This window comes from Bacillus cereus group sp. BfR-BA-01382 (genome assembly GCF_022663475.1).
GTDB lineage: Bacteria > Bacillota > Bacilli > Bacillales > Bacillaceae_G > Bacillus_A > Bacillus_A thuringiensis_S.
In genome coordinates, this window is the sequence record NZ_JAKUFQ010000008.1 from 62,553 (window position 1) to 79,620 (window position 17,068).

Here is a 17,068-nt window from a genome sequence, read left to right on the forward strand (position 1 = left end):
ATTCTCTTTTTCTATGTGTAAGGAGACGGAGATGAAGTATACAGAACGAGATTTTACACTGGAATTGAAAGAGAAAATTCAATGCATGGAGAAGGAAATAGAACGGATATCACTTAAACTTTATAAAGAGTATTCGCATTTATACATAGAAAAAAACATGGAATTAGATATGGGACTTGTTAAAGATAAAGAGCATCCTTTTGAGGTGGGATATGGTTCATCAGTTGCTATAGCTATATTAGATGAAGAAAAAGAGATGATTGGATTTTACAATATACCAATTTGGAAATGCGAAAGAATCTTTTTAGGAATGCCAATTCAATCAAACATTTTGGGTAGTAAGAAAGTAGGGGAACTCGCTGATGAATCTTGTTATGAGATTGAGGAAGAGTTAAAAGAGCAATTAAAAGAATACTTGGAGTGATAATTCTCAAGATAAGATCTATAAAGAGGGAACGGAATAAAAAAGACGCTAACAATTGTATGTTAGCGTCTTTTTTTCATTATGAAGCAATTTCACCAGTTTTTGTATCGTCTTGATTGTACGTATCTTGATCTAATTCACCAAGCCATTTACTTGAAATAAGACCTGCTGTCATAGAACCACTTACGTTAAGAGCTGTACGACCCATATCGATTAATGGCTCAACTGAGATAACTAGAGCAACAATACCGATTGGTAAGTTCATTGTAGATAGTACGATTAAAGCTGCGAATGTTGCACCGCCACCAACTCCGGCAACACCGAATGAGCTAATAGCAACAACAGCGATTAAAGTTAAAATAAATTGTGGTTGTAATGGATCAATTCCTACAGTTGGAGCGACCATCATTGCAAGCATTGCTGGATAAATACCTGCGCAACCGTTTTGTCCGATAGATACCCCAAATGAAGCTGCGAAGTTTGCAATTCCTTCGGAGATACCAAGCTTTTCTTTTTGAGCTTCAATATTTAATGGCATCGCACCAGCACTAGAGCGAGATGTGAATGCAAAAGTTAGTACAGGGAACACTTTTTTCAAATATTGAATTGGATTTAAACCAGACAATGCAATTAATAATAAGTGAATGATAAACATTACGATAAGTGCTACATAAGAGGCTAACACGAAGTTACCAAGCTTTAAAATAGCATTTATATCGCTACCAGCAACTGTTTTTGCCATAAGAGCTAATACGCCGTATGGAGTAAGGCGTAAAATTAATGTTACCATACGCATTACGATTGCATATACAGCATCAAGCATTTTCTTAAATAGCTCTGCTTGTTCTGGATATTTTCGTTTTACACCTATAAAGGCAATGCCGATAAAGGCTGCAAATATTACGACAGAAATTGTTGATGTTGGACGAGCGCCTGTTAAATCAAGAAACGGATTTGTAGGCAATAGCTCTAATAATTTATCTGGAATTGTTGTCTTTTCAATAGAAGTAAATCTTTCTTCAACTAGTTTCAGACGAGCAGATTCTGCATCACCTTGTTGTAGGCCTGTTGCAGATACATCAAATCCTGCACTTGCAGCGATACCGACAGCTGCAGCGATTCCTGTAGTAAGAATTAAAATTCCGATAATAAGACCACTAATTTTACCAAGGTTTTTCGTTAACTGTAATTTTGTAAATGCTGAAATAATAGATACTAAAATAAGTGGCATAACGATCATTTGAAGTAATTTCACATAACCGTTACCAATTAAGCCAAACCAAGTATTTGATTCAATAATTACTTTAGAAGTTGGCTCATAAATGAATTGTAATATAAGACCGAATAAAATTCCGACTCCTAAAGCGGTAAATACACGTTTATTAAAAGATACATGCTTACGTTGCATATAATATAATACGCCAACTAAGATGAGCATGACTGCAACGTTAATTCCGACAAGCAGTGTATTCATGTTGATTCCCCCTAATTCCAATCTGTTATATAGAATATAAGGTAATAAAACCTATAAGTCAACTAGGAAATTCCGGGATTAAAAAAAAGATGGCAAAATGCCATCTTTTAATGTCCAGCCCCAGGGACAAGTAAAAATGTCGTGTAGTATGTAAATCCTATGAAGAAAACAGTTAAATATGCCCCGAATACGTATATATACATACGCTCTGTTAATTTTAAATAGCTTAAAAGTACGAAGAAACCTGTTTGTCCTAAAAATAGTAGTGCAGCCTGTTGCATATCTCCTACGTAAAACATAACCGAGAAAATTCCAGTCCAAAAGCCGAGAACGCGAAACATGCGATCCATGCTATTTCCCTCCTTTTCTAGAAAAAGTAAAACCTCTTTTCATTATAGTTTATTTTTCTTACTATTGTAAATATTCATTCATATAAAAAGAAGCCAATTATTATTGGCTTCTTTTTATATGAGAAATTAAATTGTTAGTTTATAATTACAAGATTTACATCCATCTAATAGACTATCATTTCGAGTTAATTCCATGTTAGGGAATAGGATTTCAAAAATTCCTTTCATCATATCTCCGTGCATGTTACAAATTTCAGTTGGATGATGAACAGCCACTTCTTTAAATGGACAATTGTGTACATCATAGAAAATTTTTGTTCCATCTGCACTTAATTCAAATGCAGGTGATAAGCCGGCTGTTGAGAAAGCTTCTTTTGCAATTTGAACTTTTTGTTCTACTGTTAAAGCACCTTCACTCACATTTAAACGTTGCATATGTTGTTGCATTAATTCGGCCCCGAATTGTTTTCCTGTTTCGTATAGCGCTTTCTCACCAGCAGCGCCAAGGCTAAGTAAAGAATTAAATGCTATTCTTGCTAACAATTGATAATCACGGAATGGAAATTGCAATTGAATAACATCTTCAGATAAGACATATAATCTGCTTGGTCTTCCGCCTTTTCCAGTTTTCTTTGTTTCCGATTTAAGCATATGAACATCTTCTAATTTAGATAAATGTAAACGTGCTACGTTTGGATGAATATCGAATTCATCTGCAATTTCTTGTACAGTTACGTAACTATGTTTTTGCGAAATATATTTATAAATGTAATAACGAGTTGGGTCAGCTAAAACACCTGTAATTTTTAAAGCTTGTTCCATGAGGATCTCCACCTTTATCACTTTATCCAAGATAATAACATTATAATACAGATAAACATGAGTATAGGTAATTTCAGACAATAATTCGGAAATTGTTCATAATTTCACAAACATATTTTTCCTTTTTACTCTATTGAAAATACAAAAATCCAAATTTTTATTGTGCATGTTTTCATGCTATATACATAGTGAGGAGGGAAAAGTGATGAATGGGATTGAAATTTTTGCGAATACAATTTTAAAAGAAGCGTGTAGGGTACAAGCGTCAGATTTACATATTGTGCCCCGGCAGAAGGATGTAGCGGTGCAACTACGTATAGGAAAAGATTTAATGTAAAGGTAATTGACTATAATTATGAGGTGATTTGTTTTTTGAATATTAAAGAGATGAGGAGGAGTATGATGAGTAGTGAAACAGCAGGATTTGATTTAAAGTTAAGGGCAAAAGAACAGTGGTTCTGTGACAACTGTGGCGAAATTATTGAATCGGATCAGGATGGAATACTAGAATGGGATTCTTTACAAGATGAAAGCACTGACGAGTATACAACGATAGGTGAAAACTTTAGAATAGTTCACCATAGGTCTGTGAGGAATTGTAGTTCACCGCAGAATAATGGCGTCCTCTTATTTGACGGTCATTTAGATTGGTTTACTGGTACAGAAGGTCTATCTAAATTGCTTAGTATTCAAGCAAGATATAAACTGGATACCGTAAAATTCCAAGAAATAATCAGACGCTTACATATAGAGTATTACGAGGAAGCTAGAACATATTTACCACAAGCCTCAGCTGATGGACAATATGATATTGATCCAAGTGGTACTGGGCATATACCAATAGCTGATTTAATTTGGATAATTGAAACATACGGTGATAGACAAGAATAGGCACCCTTTATTTTTTGTTGCAGTTCTATAAACAAACTGATACGATGTGAGCATGATAAATGATTATAGAAAAAACAAAACAATCGTTTCATTAATTAACTACCATTTTGTGTTTTGCCCACGATACAGAAGAAAGATTTTTCTTAATGCAAAAGTAGAAGAACGTTTCAAAGCTTTAGTTCAAGAGTTATGTAACGAACTAGATATTATTATTATTGCAATGGAATGTGATAAAGACCATGTTCACTTGTTCTTAAATGCACTACCAACACTTAGTCCTGCTGATATTATGGCGAAAATTAAAGGAGTGACGTCGAAGCGTGTAAGAGAAGAGTTTTCTCACCTCGCGCATTTGCCAAGTCTGTGGACACGTTCTTATTTTATTTCTACTGCTGGGAATGTATCGAGTGAAACGATACGATATTATGTTGAAAGTCAAAAAACGAGGGGGTGAAACTTGTGGCACAAACTATCACGATCAAAGTTAAATTACTTCCGACAGAAAAACAAATTAGGCTATTGGAACAAAGTAGTTCCCAGTATATTAAGCTCATTAATATACTGGTATCTGAAATGGTTGAAGCGAAGAAAACCACGAAGAAAAGCACAAAGGATATTGAAGCCAACCTTCCAAGTGCGGTTAAAAATCAAGCGATTAAAGATGCGAAAAGTGTATTTTCTACAAAAGTGAAAAAGAGTAAATATAAAATCGTTCCGATTTTAAAAAAACCTGTTTGCGTATGGAATAACCAAAACTATTCATTTGACTTCACGTACATTTCAATGCCCTTTATGGTAAATGGAAGGTCAACTCGTTTAAAGATTCGTGCTTTGTTAACTGACAAATATAATCGCAATTTTGAATTGTTGAAACACAAGTTAGGTACACTTCGTATTACAAAGAAATCTGCTAAATGGATCGCTCAAATAGCTGTCACAATCCCTACAAACGAAAAAATAGGAACAAAGATTTTAGGAGTGGACTTGGGTCTCAAAGTTCCTGGGGTGGCTATCACGAACGATGATAAGGTTCGTTTCTTTGGAAACGGTAGACAAAACAAATATATGAAACGTAAGTTTCGTAGTATTCGCAAGAAGTTAGGAGAAGCTAAGAAATTGAATGCCCTTCGGCAACTTGATGATAAAGAACGGAGATGGATGCAAGACCAAGACCACAAAGTGAGTCGTGAAATCGTTGATTTCGCAACGAATAATAATATCTCTGTCATTCGATTAGAGCAACTAACGAATATTAGACAGACGGCACGAACAAGCCGTAAAAACGAAAAAAATCTACACACTTGGTCATTCTTTCGTCTAGCACAATTCATTGAGTACAAAGCGACATTAGTTGGTATAAAGACTGAATATGTGAATCCTTCTTATACAAGTCAAACATGTCCGAAGTGTTCTAAAAAGAACAAAGCACAAGATAGAAAATATAAGTGCCAATGTGGATTTGAGAAACATCGTGATATCGTTGGGGCGATGAACATTCGCTACGCAACTGTGGTTGATGGTAATAGTCAATCAGCCTAAGAACCTATATGGTCTGTCTTAGGAGGGGTGATGGCACACCCTCATCTTGAAGGCTGTTCAAAACAGAAATGAACTGCGAACGGTTAGTCATTCAAGAATCCCATCCGTTACACCGTAAGGTGTAGGACTTGCGGCTTTAGCTGTGGGAGTGTCAAGTCATGATCCAGATGTTATTTTAGTAGGGGCATCTGTGATGAAGAAACAGCAATAATATCCATAAGAGCAAGTCTGACGGGGCATTTAGTAATGATGACATTGCATACTAATAATACTGAGTGTTATTCTTCACCATGTTTGAGATTTGTTCAAGAAGCCTGAGTTTTTTCGATAAAAAGGCAACGTATTCAAGGTTCAAAATTGTCCTATCTCAAATTTTGTGAACGAGAAAATTTTCATGAAACTTGAAATAGGAAAGGTTTTCTTCATAAATGTTGAGATAAGAAACAATTCTTCTAGTTCAATGTTTGTAAATGATAATTGGAATTCCTTTTTTTTAATACCATGTAAACTTTTTTAATTAAAAGGATTACCGAACAGGGGATTTTTGAGCATGTAACAGTAGATGAAGCGTTAACAAGAGGTGAGAGATTAAGAGAGTATTTTAAAGCATAACTACTTATGTATTAAAGAAAATAGTGGGTATATGAAAATGAGTCGTTGGTAATACGACTCATTTTCATATATTAAATAATAATACCATTATTGCGAAGGCTATTTTTTTGATTCTGAGTTAAAGGTATAGTACCTTTTTGAATGTCTGTAATGAGTTGTTTGTAAATATACTCCAGCGTTTCCGTGCAATTATTCCATTCGTTCTTGAATAGTGAAATATCCTCTTTAAGTTCATATGCAGAACCATGAAGGTCGTAAGGATATCTTAATGCCATAGAATCATCATCCCAATTTGTTCTTTTGTTAATAAAATTTTGTATTTGCTGAAGTTGCACTTGTACATGAGGAGAATATAGACCATGATTATTTAATGTTTGTAATATTAGATGTGAAGACTCATCCCAAAGTGTTTTTTAATTATGACCTGTAACTTTTTTAGGCTCTCCGCCATTCATAACTTTTGCTATTTTAGCAATCATTTTAGTACGTAATTCAATATAATGTCTTGCGATGTACATAGTTGGAATAATTGAAGCATTATTAATTAGATTATGTTGGATAAGATTTTCTGCCACTTCTAGGTATTGAGAATTATAATCCTCCCAAGTATTAGGGAAATTCATTCTAATCTACTCCTTTTAATCTATTTACATTTATTTTGAAGGAAATACATGTTTTTCGCGAATAAATATTTGAAAATTTTAAAAATGAGGGTTATCATGAAGGAAAAAAAGATAAGGATTGGGCAAAGGGTATACTTTGTTGAAAGAGGAGAGCGTGTGTTTGAAAGAAAAGTAATTCGAGGAGAAAACATGTATTCGAATTTGGCATTTCAAGATAGTTTCGGTATAAAAGAGGCAGACGAAAGTTGGAATTGGGAAAATTTTTTTTCATCACCACAGAAGAAGCAATAGAACAAATTGAAATGAACATGCAAAAGTGGAAAGAAGAGTGTTTTAATTCCAAAGAAGAGCTCTTGCGATTGTTATATGATTTGACGTTATACGCTTCTTCAAGTGAAGTATGGAGAAATAAGATTAAGGAAGCGATTAAAATTAATTTTGATATCGATGTACATTAGGAAAAAAATATAAAAATTAGCGTTACATATAAGAAGAAAGTTTTTTTGAGTGCTCAGATAAGTATAATTCGAGTGCTTTTTTATTTCTTGTTTCTGAAGGAGAATAAAGGTGGAAAAGTTTTATGTTTATTGGTGGAATTTGTTAATATATAATTTACTTTATAAGTGGTATTTCAGAAGAGAAAAGGGTTGGATGGAAATAGCAACAGTGTACCCAATAAAGCATGTTTGAAATTGAATTCTTCTATAATGGGGCGATAAAGATGAAGTCTATTAATAAATTAATCGATGCGATATCTTGTGTTTTGGTTGATGAAAAAGCGTATGATTTGCCTAGTGTTTGTGTAAGGTATGGCTTGGAAAATGGTGAAGAATCTGAAGCTTTTTCAAGTAAGAGGGTGTATGTACAAAGAAGATTAAAAAATAAAGACCAATTATTTTTGATAGATTTAGCCCAAAGAATCATACAAGACTATGATTTACATACAAGTACGTTGGCGAAGATTTTACATAAAACAGCTCCTACAGGTTTTTATTCAATTAGTGAGATTACGAGAAGAAATATAATGGATGAGCTATATTCTAGGGGAGATATCTCAGGGAAAAGTGAATTATTAGATTTTTTAAACCGAATATGGATATTAGAAGATATACCTTCAACAGATTCTAGATTTCAGAATGCTTCAGGTGATATATGGCAACACATGATAAATAATTCAGACTGGGATGAACCATATTTATTTGAAGAGTATTTAGGATTATTGACAGCAACTGATGAAATCTTTATTCGTTTTTTAGAACAAACTGTGCACCCTATTGTGCGCCATGAATCGAAACAAATGGAGTACATAGCATTTGTTGATTCTCATTTGATTAAAGATGGCTATCAGTTCTCACCAACAGATAACATATCAGGCTATCCAATTTATAAAATTAATAAACTTCAAAAGGGAGTTAAGGGTACAGCTAAGAATCTTATTTTTGCTGCAGTTGGTTGTAAGCCGGAAATTGTAATTAGTGATTCCATTAATAATGATATAAAAATAGTGAAGCATGAAGAGAATTGTCTTGTGTATGATCGCCCTATTCCAAGCATGGGTTTATATTGGGATGACCTACTAAAATGGTGGACAGATAGTAAAGAGGAAAATGAGATAGGAGCAGAAAATGAGGTTTTTCTATATAAGAGATTACTTAATTCTTTAGATTCAGACCCTGAAAAAATACTATTTGATAGTTATTTTAGATTTTTTAAAAGGAGGTTTAATCAGGACTTTCCTGCATTAATACCTCAAGTTTATTTGCATTATGATCCATACACAGTCAAGCAAAGATTCCATGCAACATTTTTACCAAGACAACGTATGGATTTTCTTTTATTACTTCCCAACAACCAAAGAATTGTTCTAGAGATAGATGGAAAACATCATTATTCAGATGGAGATATTTCAAGTCCTAGAAAGTATTCGGAGATGGTTTGTGCAGATAGAGAATTGAAACTCAATGGATATGAGGTATATCGATTTGGTGGTTTTGAATTTATGAATAGAGAGAAGAGCCGACAAATGATAAAGGAATTTTTTGAAGGGTTATTTAGTAAACATGGAATGAAGCCAAATTAGTTTCGAGGAATTCGGAACGAGATGGAACGAATAGGGGGGATGAGATATGTTGAAAAAAATGAGCGTTATATATATGTTATTATTTCTTTTGTTACTTGTAGGATGTGGGTCTAATAACAAAAAAAGCTTAGAAGAAAAATTATTTAAAGATGGGGAAGCATTGGTACAGGCTTACTATCAATCAGCAAACGGTGCAGATAAGTCAAAAGAAATTCAAGAATTAGCACCAAAATTTGATGAGATGAAAAAAGCGAATACATTTTCTTCAGAAGACGAAGAGTGGTTTGTGAAAGAAATCCAACTTTTAAAACAAGAATATGCATTATATATGATGGAGGGTGCTCTAGAATATGCATCAAAAAATACACAAGGTGATAAAGAGGGGGCTAAGGAAGAAATGATGAAACATATGAAAGAATTACAGGATGACTTTGGGATTGTATATGATAAGAAGTAAAGTGCAAAAAAGATCATTTTAATGAGAATGAGTTTTTTACTTTGGTTCTGTTAAATATTTGTGTTTGGGTTTTAATGTAAAAAGGGTAGAATTATCTTTTATTCGGAGGAGAATACATGAAGGCACTTGCCGATTTAATAGATATATACAATAAAAATTATGCTCGCCATGAAGAGTGGAAGTTAAGTGATTTTAAAAATCGAACGAAGTCAATGGAGGAATTAATTAAAGATGCTGTTTGGGGGTACCTTCCAAATTTGAAAAGGGATTCACATCAGTGCCAAATCTCAAAAGCAGTTCTAGAAGAAATGACCAAAAGGTTATTGGACCCGTTAATTATGGAAGAGATAAAAAGGGCTACATGTTTTGATGATATCTTTATAATTGTGTACGAATTGAGAATTCCTAATTTTAGTTCGTTATGCGTGTACGATACGTCTCTTAGAATAGGAGCGATGTTTAACTTATACCCGAAGGTGATTTATTTACACCGTGGCGTATTAGACGGGATAATTAATTTGATAGGTAAAATGGAACTTGAAAAACATATAAAATTCTTTTTAAGAGATGAAAAATATCCCTACGTCACTAAAGATTGTCTGCCTAAGGAACTGCAAATATTAGAACCGCATCATATTGAAAATTTCTTGTGTCGTAACAAGGAAAAAATATTAGTTTTTGATTTGAAACGTACTTGAGATAAACGGTGAGATTTTTAATGTAATGTTTTGTAATATGGATGGTAGTGATTTAAAGGCTGTATTAGAACGTAGAATTGATTTAGTACAATTATTATCGTTGAAAAGAAGACATGCTTCGCAAACGGGTAATATTTATTTAAAAAGCCATGAAATTATATTATAAGGTTTTGTTCGCGGATAATTTGTTCTGTTTGTCCTTTTGTTTAAATGAAAGGTGACTAGAACATCTTTTTGCATTTGTACATCCTTCTTTAATGCTCGATATATATTTTTATAGTAATTTTATTGATAAGATTTGTGAAAATATAGAAGTGTTATTTTTGGCGGAAATTTGAAATTTCATTTAGTCGAGAATCTTAAATTCTCTCCTAGAAAAATAAAAAAGGGGAAAATATGTTAAATAAACTATCCGAAATTTATTTGATGGAATTAGATAGATACATTGAAAAAAACTTAAATTCTATTACATGTGTGGAAGTTCGAGATTGTTATCAAACTTTTCTAGACGTTTCCATACAAATGACGGGTATACATCAAAACTATAAAAGTTTGCCAGAGTATTTGGTACACCGATTTATGTATTATCTATGTAAAAGCCAAATTGACAAAGGTAAGTACAAAATTGAGACAAACCAAAAATATTTAAATCATCTTCAAGGAAAGAATGAAATCGATATTGCACTTGTTGATTCTTATACAAAAGGAAATACTGGTGGAGAACCAAAAATCCTAAGGGGAATTTCAGTAAAGGCAGCTCAAACAGTAAAGATTGATGAGGATTCGTATAGAGCGCGTAATTTGCTTTGGGGTGAAAATAAAGATATGCAATTTGTGCTAGTCACATTTAATGATTCGTTTAATAAAAAAGAAGATGAATATGTAAATGATAAATATAAAATTATAAATTTGGAAAGAGATAATGATAATACATTCGTTGATGAATTAAAAATAAAATTAAAACTGTTTGAAATCGGGATAAACTAAAACAGTTTTTAAAACGGTATTTATACAAGACCGCCAATTATTTTGGGGGTCTTGTATTGAGGTTACTAAAAGAGATTACTAATTTGTAGAAGAAACTAATTTTTTCTTTTTACATGTTTCATGTAATTCATTCCGGAAATTCTATTAATATCATAAATGAATCTCGTTAAATAGACAATGTAAGCGAGTGGGAAGTACCGCCTTGAAAGTAATACGGTTTTCATTTCCTTGCAGTGTGAAACAAAACAAAAAAATTTATACGGTGAGCTTTCGGTATAGAAAAAAGGATGGAAAAATAGTCGATTGGATAGAAGGATAATATGTGAAATATATGGAGATAAACCAGGGGTTTCTATTATAAATTGAATTGACTTTTTAGAAGAAATGGATAAATATAATGATTAAAAGTTTAAATTTTCTCAAAAAAGAGAAAGGTAGAAAGAATATGATATATTCATGCTATCCAATCATTATTTTTAGGGAGAATAGGGAAATGACAAATAACAATCAAATAGGTGAAAATAAGGAACAAACTATTTTTGATCATAAAGGAAATACGATTATGACAGAAGATAGAGAAATACACATTATTTCAAAATTCGAAGAACCTCTTATTGTCGTATTAGCAAATGTACTAAGTGATGAAGAGTGTGATGAATTGATTGAAATGTCTAAAAATAAAATGAAGCGTTCTAAAGTTGGTTCATCACGTGATGTAAATGATATTCGAACAAGTAGCGGTGCATTTTTGGAAGACAATGAACTTACTTCAAAGATTGAAAAACGAATTTCATCTATCATGAATGTTCCTGCGTCGCATGGAGAAGGGTTGCACATTTTAAATTATGAAGTGGATCAACAATATAAAGCACACTATGATTATTTTGCGGAACATAGTAGATCAGCTGTTAACAATCGTATTAGTACGCTTGTAATGTATTTAAATGATGTAGAAGAAGGCGGGGAAACGTACTTCCCGAAATTAAATCTTTCTGTACATCCTAGAAAGGGAATGGCAGTATACTTTGAGTATTTTTATCAAGATCAATCACTAAATGAGCTTACGTTACATGGAGGGGCACCTGTAACGAAAGGCGAGAAATGGATTGCAACGCAGTGGGTGAGAAGAGGTACTTATAAGTAAAAGCGAGTGTTACGTTTTGTTCTTCATAGTATAAGAACAAAACGTTTTTTTATTAAACAAAGTAGCATCTTTCGTTATAATAACAATTAATAAATGACGATTGAGAGGACAGAAAATGAAATCTATATACATAACCGGCTATATGGGAGCAGGGAAAACAACAATTGGAAAAGCATTAAGTCAAGAACTTCAAATGGATGTTGTAGATACTGATCAAAAAATCGAAGAGAAGCAAAAGAAGGCAATTCGTGATATTTTTGCCGAAGAAGGCGAAATGACTTTTCGGGAATATGAAAGCGAAATGTTACGTTCGCTACCAGTCCATAATGTCATTATTACAACTGGTGGGGGAATTATTGAACGAGCGGAAAATCGCAAGTGGATGAAAGAGAACGGAACTGTCGTGTATTTATATTGTGATCCAAATGTAATTGCAGAAAGGCTTCGTGAAGATACGACACGTCCACTATTTCAAAAGAAAGATATAGATGCATTCGTAAAGAAATTTGAATCACGCCGAGCTTATTATGAAGAGGCTCATATTCATATCGATACGACAAATAAGTCTGTAAAGCAAATTATGAATGAATTAAAGGAAAAGATTAATGTATAAAAAAGTGGACATACTAATCAAGTAGAGGTGATGATAATATGTCTACTAATGATTATGTTCGCTTTGTGACGCAGCAGTTTGTGTCGTATATGGATGCTCCAAAAGAAGATCGAAAACAAAAGAAAGAACAACGCCGTGCTGAAAAAGAGCCATTTATGAATAAGTGGTTTGGTGTTATGCCGCTGAGTGCTGCTTTGTTTTATCGAAATGTAAAAAGTAAAAGAAAAAAATCAAGTTAAATTTTAGTCATATGTCTAGCAAAACAAAGATCCCCTAGTGTCGTAATACACTAGGGGATCTTTGTTTACTGCACGGATTCTTGTTCTTCCGTAACGGCATGTATTTTATTGTTCACCCATACGAACCCTATTCCGATACAAATAGAAATGCCCCAGCCGACAGCGGTCATAATCGCTCTCATTTCACCGTAGCCATCTACACCAAAAACAGAGATGAAATAAATTTTTAAAAAGCTTTTTAATATAAATTGTAGCCCGAAAAATAACGTTAAATATTGCAGTGCTGGATATATACGACTATCACGATAAAGCTCACGACTTTTATCGCGGTCATGGCCTTGCAGCGCTGCAATATCTGCTGCGAAATATAACATAAGTGGTTTTTTTATAAAAATTGTACATATGACGATAATACCGAGTACGATGTGATAATACGCATCGTTCCATAACATTCGTTCAGCTGACCCAGATAATAGATCTACCGTTGTATTAGAAATGAGTGTAATTAAAATAAAGAATCCTGTCACGTTAAACTGTTTTTCTTTTTTAAAGGTATACAGTGTATAAATAATCCCCGGAACAGAGGAAAGTAACATCGCGTAATAAGGATCGATATAAGGTTTTGCAAATTTCCAAATGAGGAATGGGATTACGAGATAAAAGACAAGATCTAATATAGCTTTTTTATTTTGATTCATACAAAGCCTCCTTAAGTCATACATATATTTTATAATATAATTTCTGAAAATTGTATAAGGTTTAATGGGAAAAGAAAAAATATATCAATTTTTGAGGGATTAGTAGATTGAAAAAAATTGCCCCTAGCGTAGTAAGTTTTTTTAGTATATAATAAAGGAAACGCTTTCATTTTTAGTTTGTTCACAAAATGGACGGAAAATCACATATTTACTATCGATATGTTGCTTTATAATGAAACTAATTAAATATACATGCATACAATATTGTGAAATAAATAACATAAATAATCTATATAAATGTAAACGTTATCAAAAGAGAGAGGTGGAGACAATGAGTAAATTTTTCTTCAATCATAATCCAGCAACAGTAGAGGATGGAAGGCTTGTTAAATATGCTGAAATTATTTATGGAGAAGGTGGCCGTTCTGTATTAGAAAATTTAATGGTGAAGGCATCTATCAGATTGCGTGATCGTTATCCGAATAAATCTGACGAGCAGATCTCGAACCTAGTAAATAAAGGCATCCATGATATGTTTCAAAAATATGTGAGCGAGTAAGAGTAGCCAATGGCTGCTCTTATTTTTTTGTATAAGGATTGAAACTCTAGCTGAAAATAAACATGTATTTTGAAAAACGCAAAAAGGAGTGGGAAAGATGAGCAATGGAATTGGACGTTCGAAAGAAAATCTTCCAACTGATGCAAATCATGTGAGCGCAAAGGATCGTGCACAGCAGAAACGTATGGCACAGAAAAAACAGCAAGAGCGTAGTGGCGATAGCGAGTAGGGTAGAAAATAGCTCAAAAGAAGCTCCTTCTAAAGCAGAAGGAGCTTCTTCAAGATAGAAAATGATTCGCGGTAACATAAAAAAGGCCACCGTTAATAATTTGCACTGTAATACGTGGTTCATACTGTTCTTGCAGAGCTTGTTTTTCAATTTCATAGCTCTCAGGAAGTTCGTCACTTTCTTCATAAAAACGGTTTAAAAGGTCTAGATCATGATTCCAACGCACTCTTGCTTCTTTTGCCCACGTATGGTCATCTTCTGCAATTATATTTTTTAAAGCGTCTTCTATGCGTTGTAAACCACTTTGAGGTTTAATGATGGGCGAGAGCGTAAAACAAAAATCAGGTATTTTTGGTGTAAGTTTAATGTTTGTTAATGTTTCATGAAAGTTTGCCATCATTGTTCCAGAAATGAGATGAATGCCAATCGAGTGAAGGATGTCTTTTTTTCGATCACATTGATAGGAAACTTTTATATTAATACCGAGCCAAGGGTGGAGCGGTGTATGTGTTGCCCCATTATGTCTTACATCCTCATATAAACGTATGTAAGAGCCTAATTCTTTTGTCGTTTGGAAAATTTGATGTAGACGTGGTGAACCGTAGTGAATAAGCTCACCATCATTTTCTTCATTTTCTTCATTTTCTGGATTTGTAATAAGAGTAAGGCGCATCGGATTCGGTACGCCTCCTGTTTTCTCAAGATAGTGCCAATAAAAAGGGCGATTCATTAATAATTTATCCATCTCAATTGTTAACTGTACATCTAATAAATGAGGAGAACGTTCTAAAATTTCACAGTTATTCGCCTCAAAGAAATTGTATAAGTAATTATGAATTTCATGTTGCTGCATAGCCTTGCACCTCAGCTTCATTTCGTTTCGCAAAGTCGATAATAGATGTTAAGTTTTCCATCTTAATTCTAATTTCACCTTCGCTTTTTGATTGCGCGAAAATTTCTTGAATGTGCGCGTCGATGTTTTTCATATTAATTCTCGTTAAAATTTCATCGAGTTCACCGATAACACGCTCGAATAAGTTGATTTTTTCATATAACAGTTTCAAAATATGTTCTTCAACAGTATGCTTTGTAGCTAAGTTATAAATATGAACATCATTCTTTTGACCGAGACGGTGAATACGTCCGATTCTTTGCTCAAGACGCATTGGATTCCATGGCAAATCATAATTGATCATATGGCTACAAAACTGTAAGTTAATGCCTTCTCCGCCAGCTTCCGTTGCAATTAACACTTGGGCACGATTTTGGAAAAGTTCCTTCATCCAATCTTTCTTCCCGCGTTTAAATCCGCCGCGGAATGGGACAGAAGAAATACCGTGTTGTTGTAAAAACCATTGTAAGTACATCTGTGATGCTCGGTATTCCGTGAAAATGACGACTTTATCGTCAATTTCTTTTATAAGCTCTAGAGCTTTAGTTGCTTTCGAGTTGAAAGGAATATGATTAATTTTGTCCATTAGCACATCGATATGTGGATCTTTTATATAATGTTCATTTTCTTTCTGTCTTTTTTCTACATGCTTTTTCAATGAATAGTAAACAGCCTCACGACTACTACACGCTTCCCGTTTTAAAGTTAACGATGAGAAAGCAGATGTGAAGGCGTCTTGTCCTCGCCAATTTTCGATATCATTATATAGAGCTTGTTCTTGTTCATTAAACTCAACAAAAATTGTACGTACATGTCTCTTCGGCCAATCGATACCGGTATTATGTCGTCTATTTCGCACCATTACTTTGTTAATGAGAGCTTTTAAGTCTTCATCTGATTCGGCTGAGCGATTTTTGGAAGCGTAATATTCTTCAAAGTTGGATTGATTGCCTAAATGTCCTGGCTTTAATAAAGAAACAAGGTTAAAAATTTCATCAATCTTATTTTGAACAGGAGTAGCGGTTAGTAATAAACAAAACTTCTTTTTTAATCGTTGTGCAAATTCATAGTTTTTTGTTTTATTATTTTTCAGTTTATGTGCTTCATCGATAATAATAAGGTCATATTCTAAGTTCAACACGATATCGCGATGTGGTGAACGTTTCGCAGTATCAATTGATGATACGATTACGTCAGCTTGTTCCCACGAGTAGCTTTTCTTTTGTGCTACAGCGGGAATGAAAAACTTTGTATTCAGCTCGTATGCCCATTGTGATACGAGCGAGGCTGGGACAAGTATAAGTACCTTTTTCACAAGCCCGCGGACCATGTATTCTTTCAAAATAAGTCCAGCTTCGATTGTTTTTCCAAGACCTACTTCATCTGCTAGAATCGCTTTACCATTCATTTGTTCAATCACATTTTGAGCGACTTCTAATTGATGCGGAAGCGGCGTGAAATGGGATAAATGTTTCGGTGCTTGTAGTCCATCAAAAGTAGGAACAAGTAACGATTTTTCTGTTTCATAAGCTAAGTGATATAAATCCCAGTTTGTCCAAGGACCATCTTCATCAATTCTATTTAAAAAATTGTTTTGCCACGTCCGATCTACGGAAATATCGACATTCATTACGACTCTCCCACCTTTTATAAACTAAAGTAATTATTTTTTAATGTATGATGATTTGCCTCAAAAGAAGGCATAATTATCGTTATTAAAGGCTATATGATAGACAA

At 33.6% G+C, this 17,068-nt stretch carries 25 protein-coding genes and 3 pseudogenes; 19 read left to right on the forward strand and 9 right to left on the reverse strand.

Annotated features, from left to right (window positions below; all coding sequences use genetic code 11):
- Window positions 1-31 precede the first annotated feature (31 nt).
- Window positions 32-424, forward strand: a complete 393-nt coding sequence (locus tag MR160_RS05750; protein ID WP_000877908.1) for a hypothetical protein — start codon at window positions 32-34, stop codon at window positions 422-424.
- Between the two features lie 79 nt (window positions 425-503).
- On the opposite strand, the gene MR160_RS05755 is transcribed toward MR160_RS05750, so the two are convergent.
- From MR160_RS05755 to MR160_RS05765, 3 genes are all read right to left on the reverse strand, one after another.
- Window positions 504-1,898, reverse strand: coding sequence for an L-cystine transporter (locus MR160_RS05755; RefSeq protein WP_001094344.1), 1,395 nt, complete (start codon window positions 1,896-1,898; stop codon window positions 504-506).
- A 107-nt stretch (window positions 1,899-2,005) separates the two neighbouring features.
- Window positions 2,006-2,248 (reverse strand): DUF2626 domain-containing protein, encoded by a 243-nt coding sequence (locus MR160_RS05760; RefSeq protein ID WP_000375619.1) that lies wholly within the window; start codon window positions 2,246-2,248, stop codon window positions 2,006-2,008.
- A gap of 126 nt (window positions 2,249-2,374) precedes the next feature.
- A complete protein-coding gene (locus tag MR160_RS05765) occupies window positions 2,375-3,070 on the reverse strand; it encodes a helix-turn-helix transcriptional regulator (RefSeq protein ID WP_000434110.1) in 696 nt (231 codons plus the stop codon).
- A 205-nt stretch (window positions 3,071-3,275) separates the two neighbouring features.
- Here MR160_RS05765 and MR160_RS05770 point away from each other — a divergent pair.
- From MR160_RS05770 to MR160_RS05790, 5 genes and pseudogenes are all read left to right on the forward strand, one after another.
- Window positions 3,276-3,404 (forward strand): annotated as a pseudogene (locus tag MR160_RS05770) (competence protein ComG); the annotation flags it as partial.
- Window positions 3,405-3,472: 68 nt separating this feature from the next.
- Entirely contained in the window at window positions 3,473-3,961 is a 489-nt protein-coding gene (locus MR160_RS05775) for a hypothetical protein (protein ID WP_000093739.1), read from the forward strand.
- 52 nt (window positions 3,962-4,013) lie between these two features.
- Window positions 4,014-4,415 (forward strand): IS200/IS605 family transposase, encoded by a 402-nt coding sequence (gene tnpA / locus MR160_RS05780; protein WP_000606460.1) that lies wholly within the window; start codon window positions 4,014-4,016, stop codon window positions 4,413-4,415.
- Window positions 4,416-4,420: 5 nt separating this feature from the next.
- Window positions 4,421-5,500: an RNA-guided endonuclease InsQ/TnpB family protein gene (locus tag MR160_RS05785; RefSeq protein WP_000079433.1), complete on the forward strand. Its 1,080-nt coding sequence runs from the start codon at window positions 4,421-4,423 to the stop codon at window positions 5,498-5,500.
- Window positions 5,501-5,657: 157 nt separating this feature from the next.
- A pseudogene (locus MR160_RS05790) lies at window positions 5,658-5,776 on the forward strand (ATPase, T2SS/T4P/T4SS family); the annotation flags it as partial.
- A 407-nt stretch (window positions 5,777-6,183) separates the two neighbouring features.
- Here MR160_RS05790 and MR160_RS05795 read toward each other — a convergent pair.
- On the reverse strand, window positions 6,184-6,387 hold the full coding sequence (locus MR160_RS05795) for a hypothetical protein (RefSeq protein ID WP_001218242.1): 204 nt from the start codon (window positions 6,385-6,387) through the stop codon (window positions 6,184-6,186).
- Between the two features lie 138 nt (window positions 6,388-6,525).
- Complete coding sequence (locus MR160_RS05800) at window positions 6,526-6,735, reverse strand: hypothetical protein (RefSeq protein ID WP_001010741.1); 210 nt, start codon at window positions 6,733-6,735, stop codon at window positions 6,526-6,528.
- A 96-nt stretch (window positions 6,736-6,831) separates the two neighbouring features.
- Here MR160_RS05800 and MR160_RS05805 point away from each other — a divergent pair, with 96 nt between their 5' ends.
- The 11 genes and pseudogenes from MR160_RS05805 to MR160_RS05855 all read left to right on the forward strand — a co-directional run bounded on the left by MR160_RS05805 (window position 6,832) and on the right by MR160_RS05855 (window position 12,953).
- Window positions 6,832-7,026 carry a hypothetical protein gene (locus MR160_RS05805; RefSeq protein WP_015945896.1) on the forward strand — a complete coding sequence of 65 codons (195 nt, stop codon included), beginning with the start codon at window positions 6,832-6,834 and terminating at the stop codon, window positions 7,024-7,026.
- Window positions 6,981-7,193, forward strand: a complete 213-nt coding sequence (locus MR160_RS05810) for a hypothetical protein (protein ID WP_098311419.1) — start codon at window positions 6,981-6,983, stop codon at window positions 7,191-7,193. The genes MR160_RS05805 and MR160_RS05810 overlap by 46 nt, the downstream gene beginning before the upstream one ends.
- Window positions 7,194-7,456: 263 nt before the next feature.
- Window positions 7,457-8,815, forward strand: a complete 1,359-nt coding sequence (locus MR160_RS05815; RefSeq protein WP_242297101.1) for an AbiJ-related protein — start codon at window positions 7,457-7,459, stop codon at window positions 8,813-8,815.
- Window positions 8,816-8,861: 46 nt separating this feature from the next.
- Complete coding sequence (locus MR160_RS05820; protein ID WP_000914529.1) at window positions 8,862-9,272, forward strand: hypothetical protein; 411 nt, start codon at window positions 8,862-8,864, stop codon at window positions 9,270-9,272.
- A 116-nt stretch (window positions 9,273-9,388) separates the two neighbouring features.
- Complete coding sequence (locus tag MR160_RS05825; RefSeq protein ID WP_000645177.1) at window positions 9,389-9,970, forward strand: hypothetical protein; 582 nt, start codon at window positions 9,389-9,391, stop codon at window positions 9,968-9,970.
- A 25-nt stretch (window positions 9,971-9,995) separates the two neighbouring features.
- Complete coding sequence (locus tag MR160_RS05830) at window positions 9,996-10,136, forward strand: hypothetical protein (RefSeq protein ID WP_000458735.1); 141 nt, start codon at window positions 9,996-9,998, stop codon at window positions 10,134-10,136.
- Window positions 10,137-10,366: 230 nt separating this feature from the next.
- Window positions 10,367-10,957 (forward strand): hypothetical protein, encoded by a 591-nt coding sequence (locus MR160_RS05835; RefSeq protein ID WP_000932828.1) that lies wholly within the window; start codon window positions 10,367-10,369, stop codon window positions 10,955-10,957.
- A 186-nt stretch (window positions 10,958-11,143) separates the two neighbouring features.
- Window positions 11,144-11,276: pseudogene (gene comGG / locus MR160_RS05840) on the forward strand (competence type IV pilus minor pilin ComGG); the annotation flags it as partial.
- A gap of 174 nt (window positions 11,277-11,450) precedes the next feature.
- The gene (locus tag MR160_RS05845) at window positions 11,451-12,101 is read left to right on the forward strand and encodes a 2OG-Fe(II) oxygenase (RefSeq protein ID WP_000183864.1); all 651 of its coding nucleotides are present in this window, start codon (window positions 11,451-11,453) and stop codon (window positions 12,099-12,101) included.
- A gap of 115 nt (window positions 12,102-12,216) precedes the next feature.
- Entirely contained in the window at window positions 12,217-12,714 is a 498-nt protein-coding gene (locus tag MR160_RS05850) for a shikimate kinase (protein WP_000836666.1), read from the forward strand.
- 38 nt (window positions 12,715-12,752) lie between these two features.
- Complete coding sequence (locus tag MR160_RS05855; RefSeq protein ID WP_000106083.1) at window positions 12,753-12,953, forward strand: YqzE family protein; 201 nt, start codon at window positions 12,753-12,755, stop codon at window positions 12,951-12,953.
- A 65-nt stretch (window positions 12,954-13,018) separates the two neighbouring features.
- On the opposite strand, the gene MR160_RS05860 is transcribed toward MR160_RS05855, so the two are convergent.
- The gene (locus MR160_RS05860) at window positions 13,019-13,651 is read right to left on the reverse strand and encodes a VC0807 family protein (protein WP_001073111.1); all 633 of its coding nucleotides are present in this window, start codon (window positions 13,649-13,651) and stop codon (window positions 13,019-13,021) included.
- A gap of 141 nt (window positions 13,652-13,792) precedes the next feature.
- Window positions 13,793-13,909 (reverse strand): hypothetical protein, encoded by a 117-nt coding sequence (locus MR160_RS05865; RefSeq protein ID WP_003279814.1) that lies wholly within the window; start codon window positions 13,907-13,909, stop codon window positions 13,793-13,795.
- A 73-nt stretch (window positions 13,910-13,982) separates the two neighbouring features.
- Here MR160_RS05865 and MR160_RS05870 point away from each other — a divergent pair, with 73 nt between their 5' ends.
- Window positions 13,983-14,210 (forward strand): hypothetical protein, encoded by a 228-nt coding sequence (locus MR160_RS05870; RefSeq protein ID WP_000032702.1) that lies wholly within the window; start codon window positions 13,983-13,985, stop codon window positions 14,208-14,210.
- Between the two features lie 97 nt (window positions 14,211-14,307).
- Window positions 14,308-14,439: a hypothetical protein gene (locus MR160_RS34800; RefSeq protein ID WP_000064665.1), complete on the forward strand. Its 132-nt coding sequence runs from the start codon at window positions 14,308-14,310 to the stop codon at window positions 14,437-14,439.
- Window positions 14,440-14,488: 49 nt separating this feature from the next.
- Here MR160_RS34800 and MR160_RS05875 read toward each other — a convergent pair whose 3' ends face one another.
- Entirely contained in the window at window positions 14,489-15,292 is an 804-nt protein-coding gene (locus tag MR160_RS05875) for a YqhG family protein (RefSeq protein ID WP_001183974.1), read from the reverse strand.
- Window positions 15,279-16,961: a DEAD/DEAH box helicase gene (locus MR160_RS05880; RefSeq protein WP_001100040.1), complete on the reverse strand. Its 1,683-nt coding sequence runs from the start codon at window positions 16,959-16,961 to the stop codon at window positions 15,279-15,281. The genes MR160_RS05875 and MR160_RS05880 overlap by 14 nt, the downstream gene beginning before the upstream one ends.
- Between the last annotated feature and the right edge of the window lie 107 nt (window positions 16,962-17,068).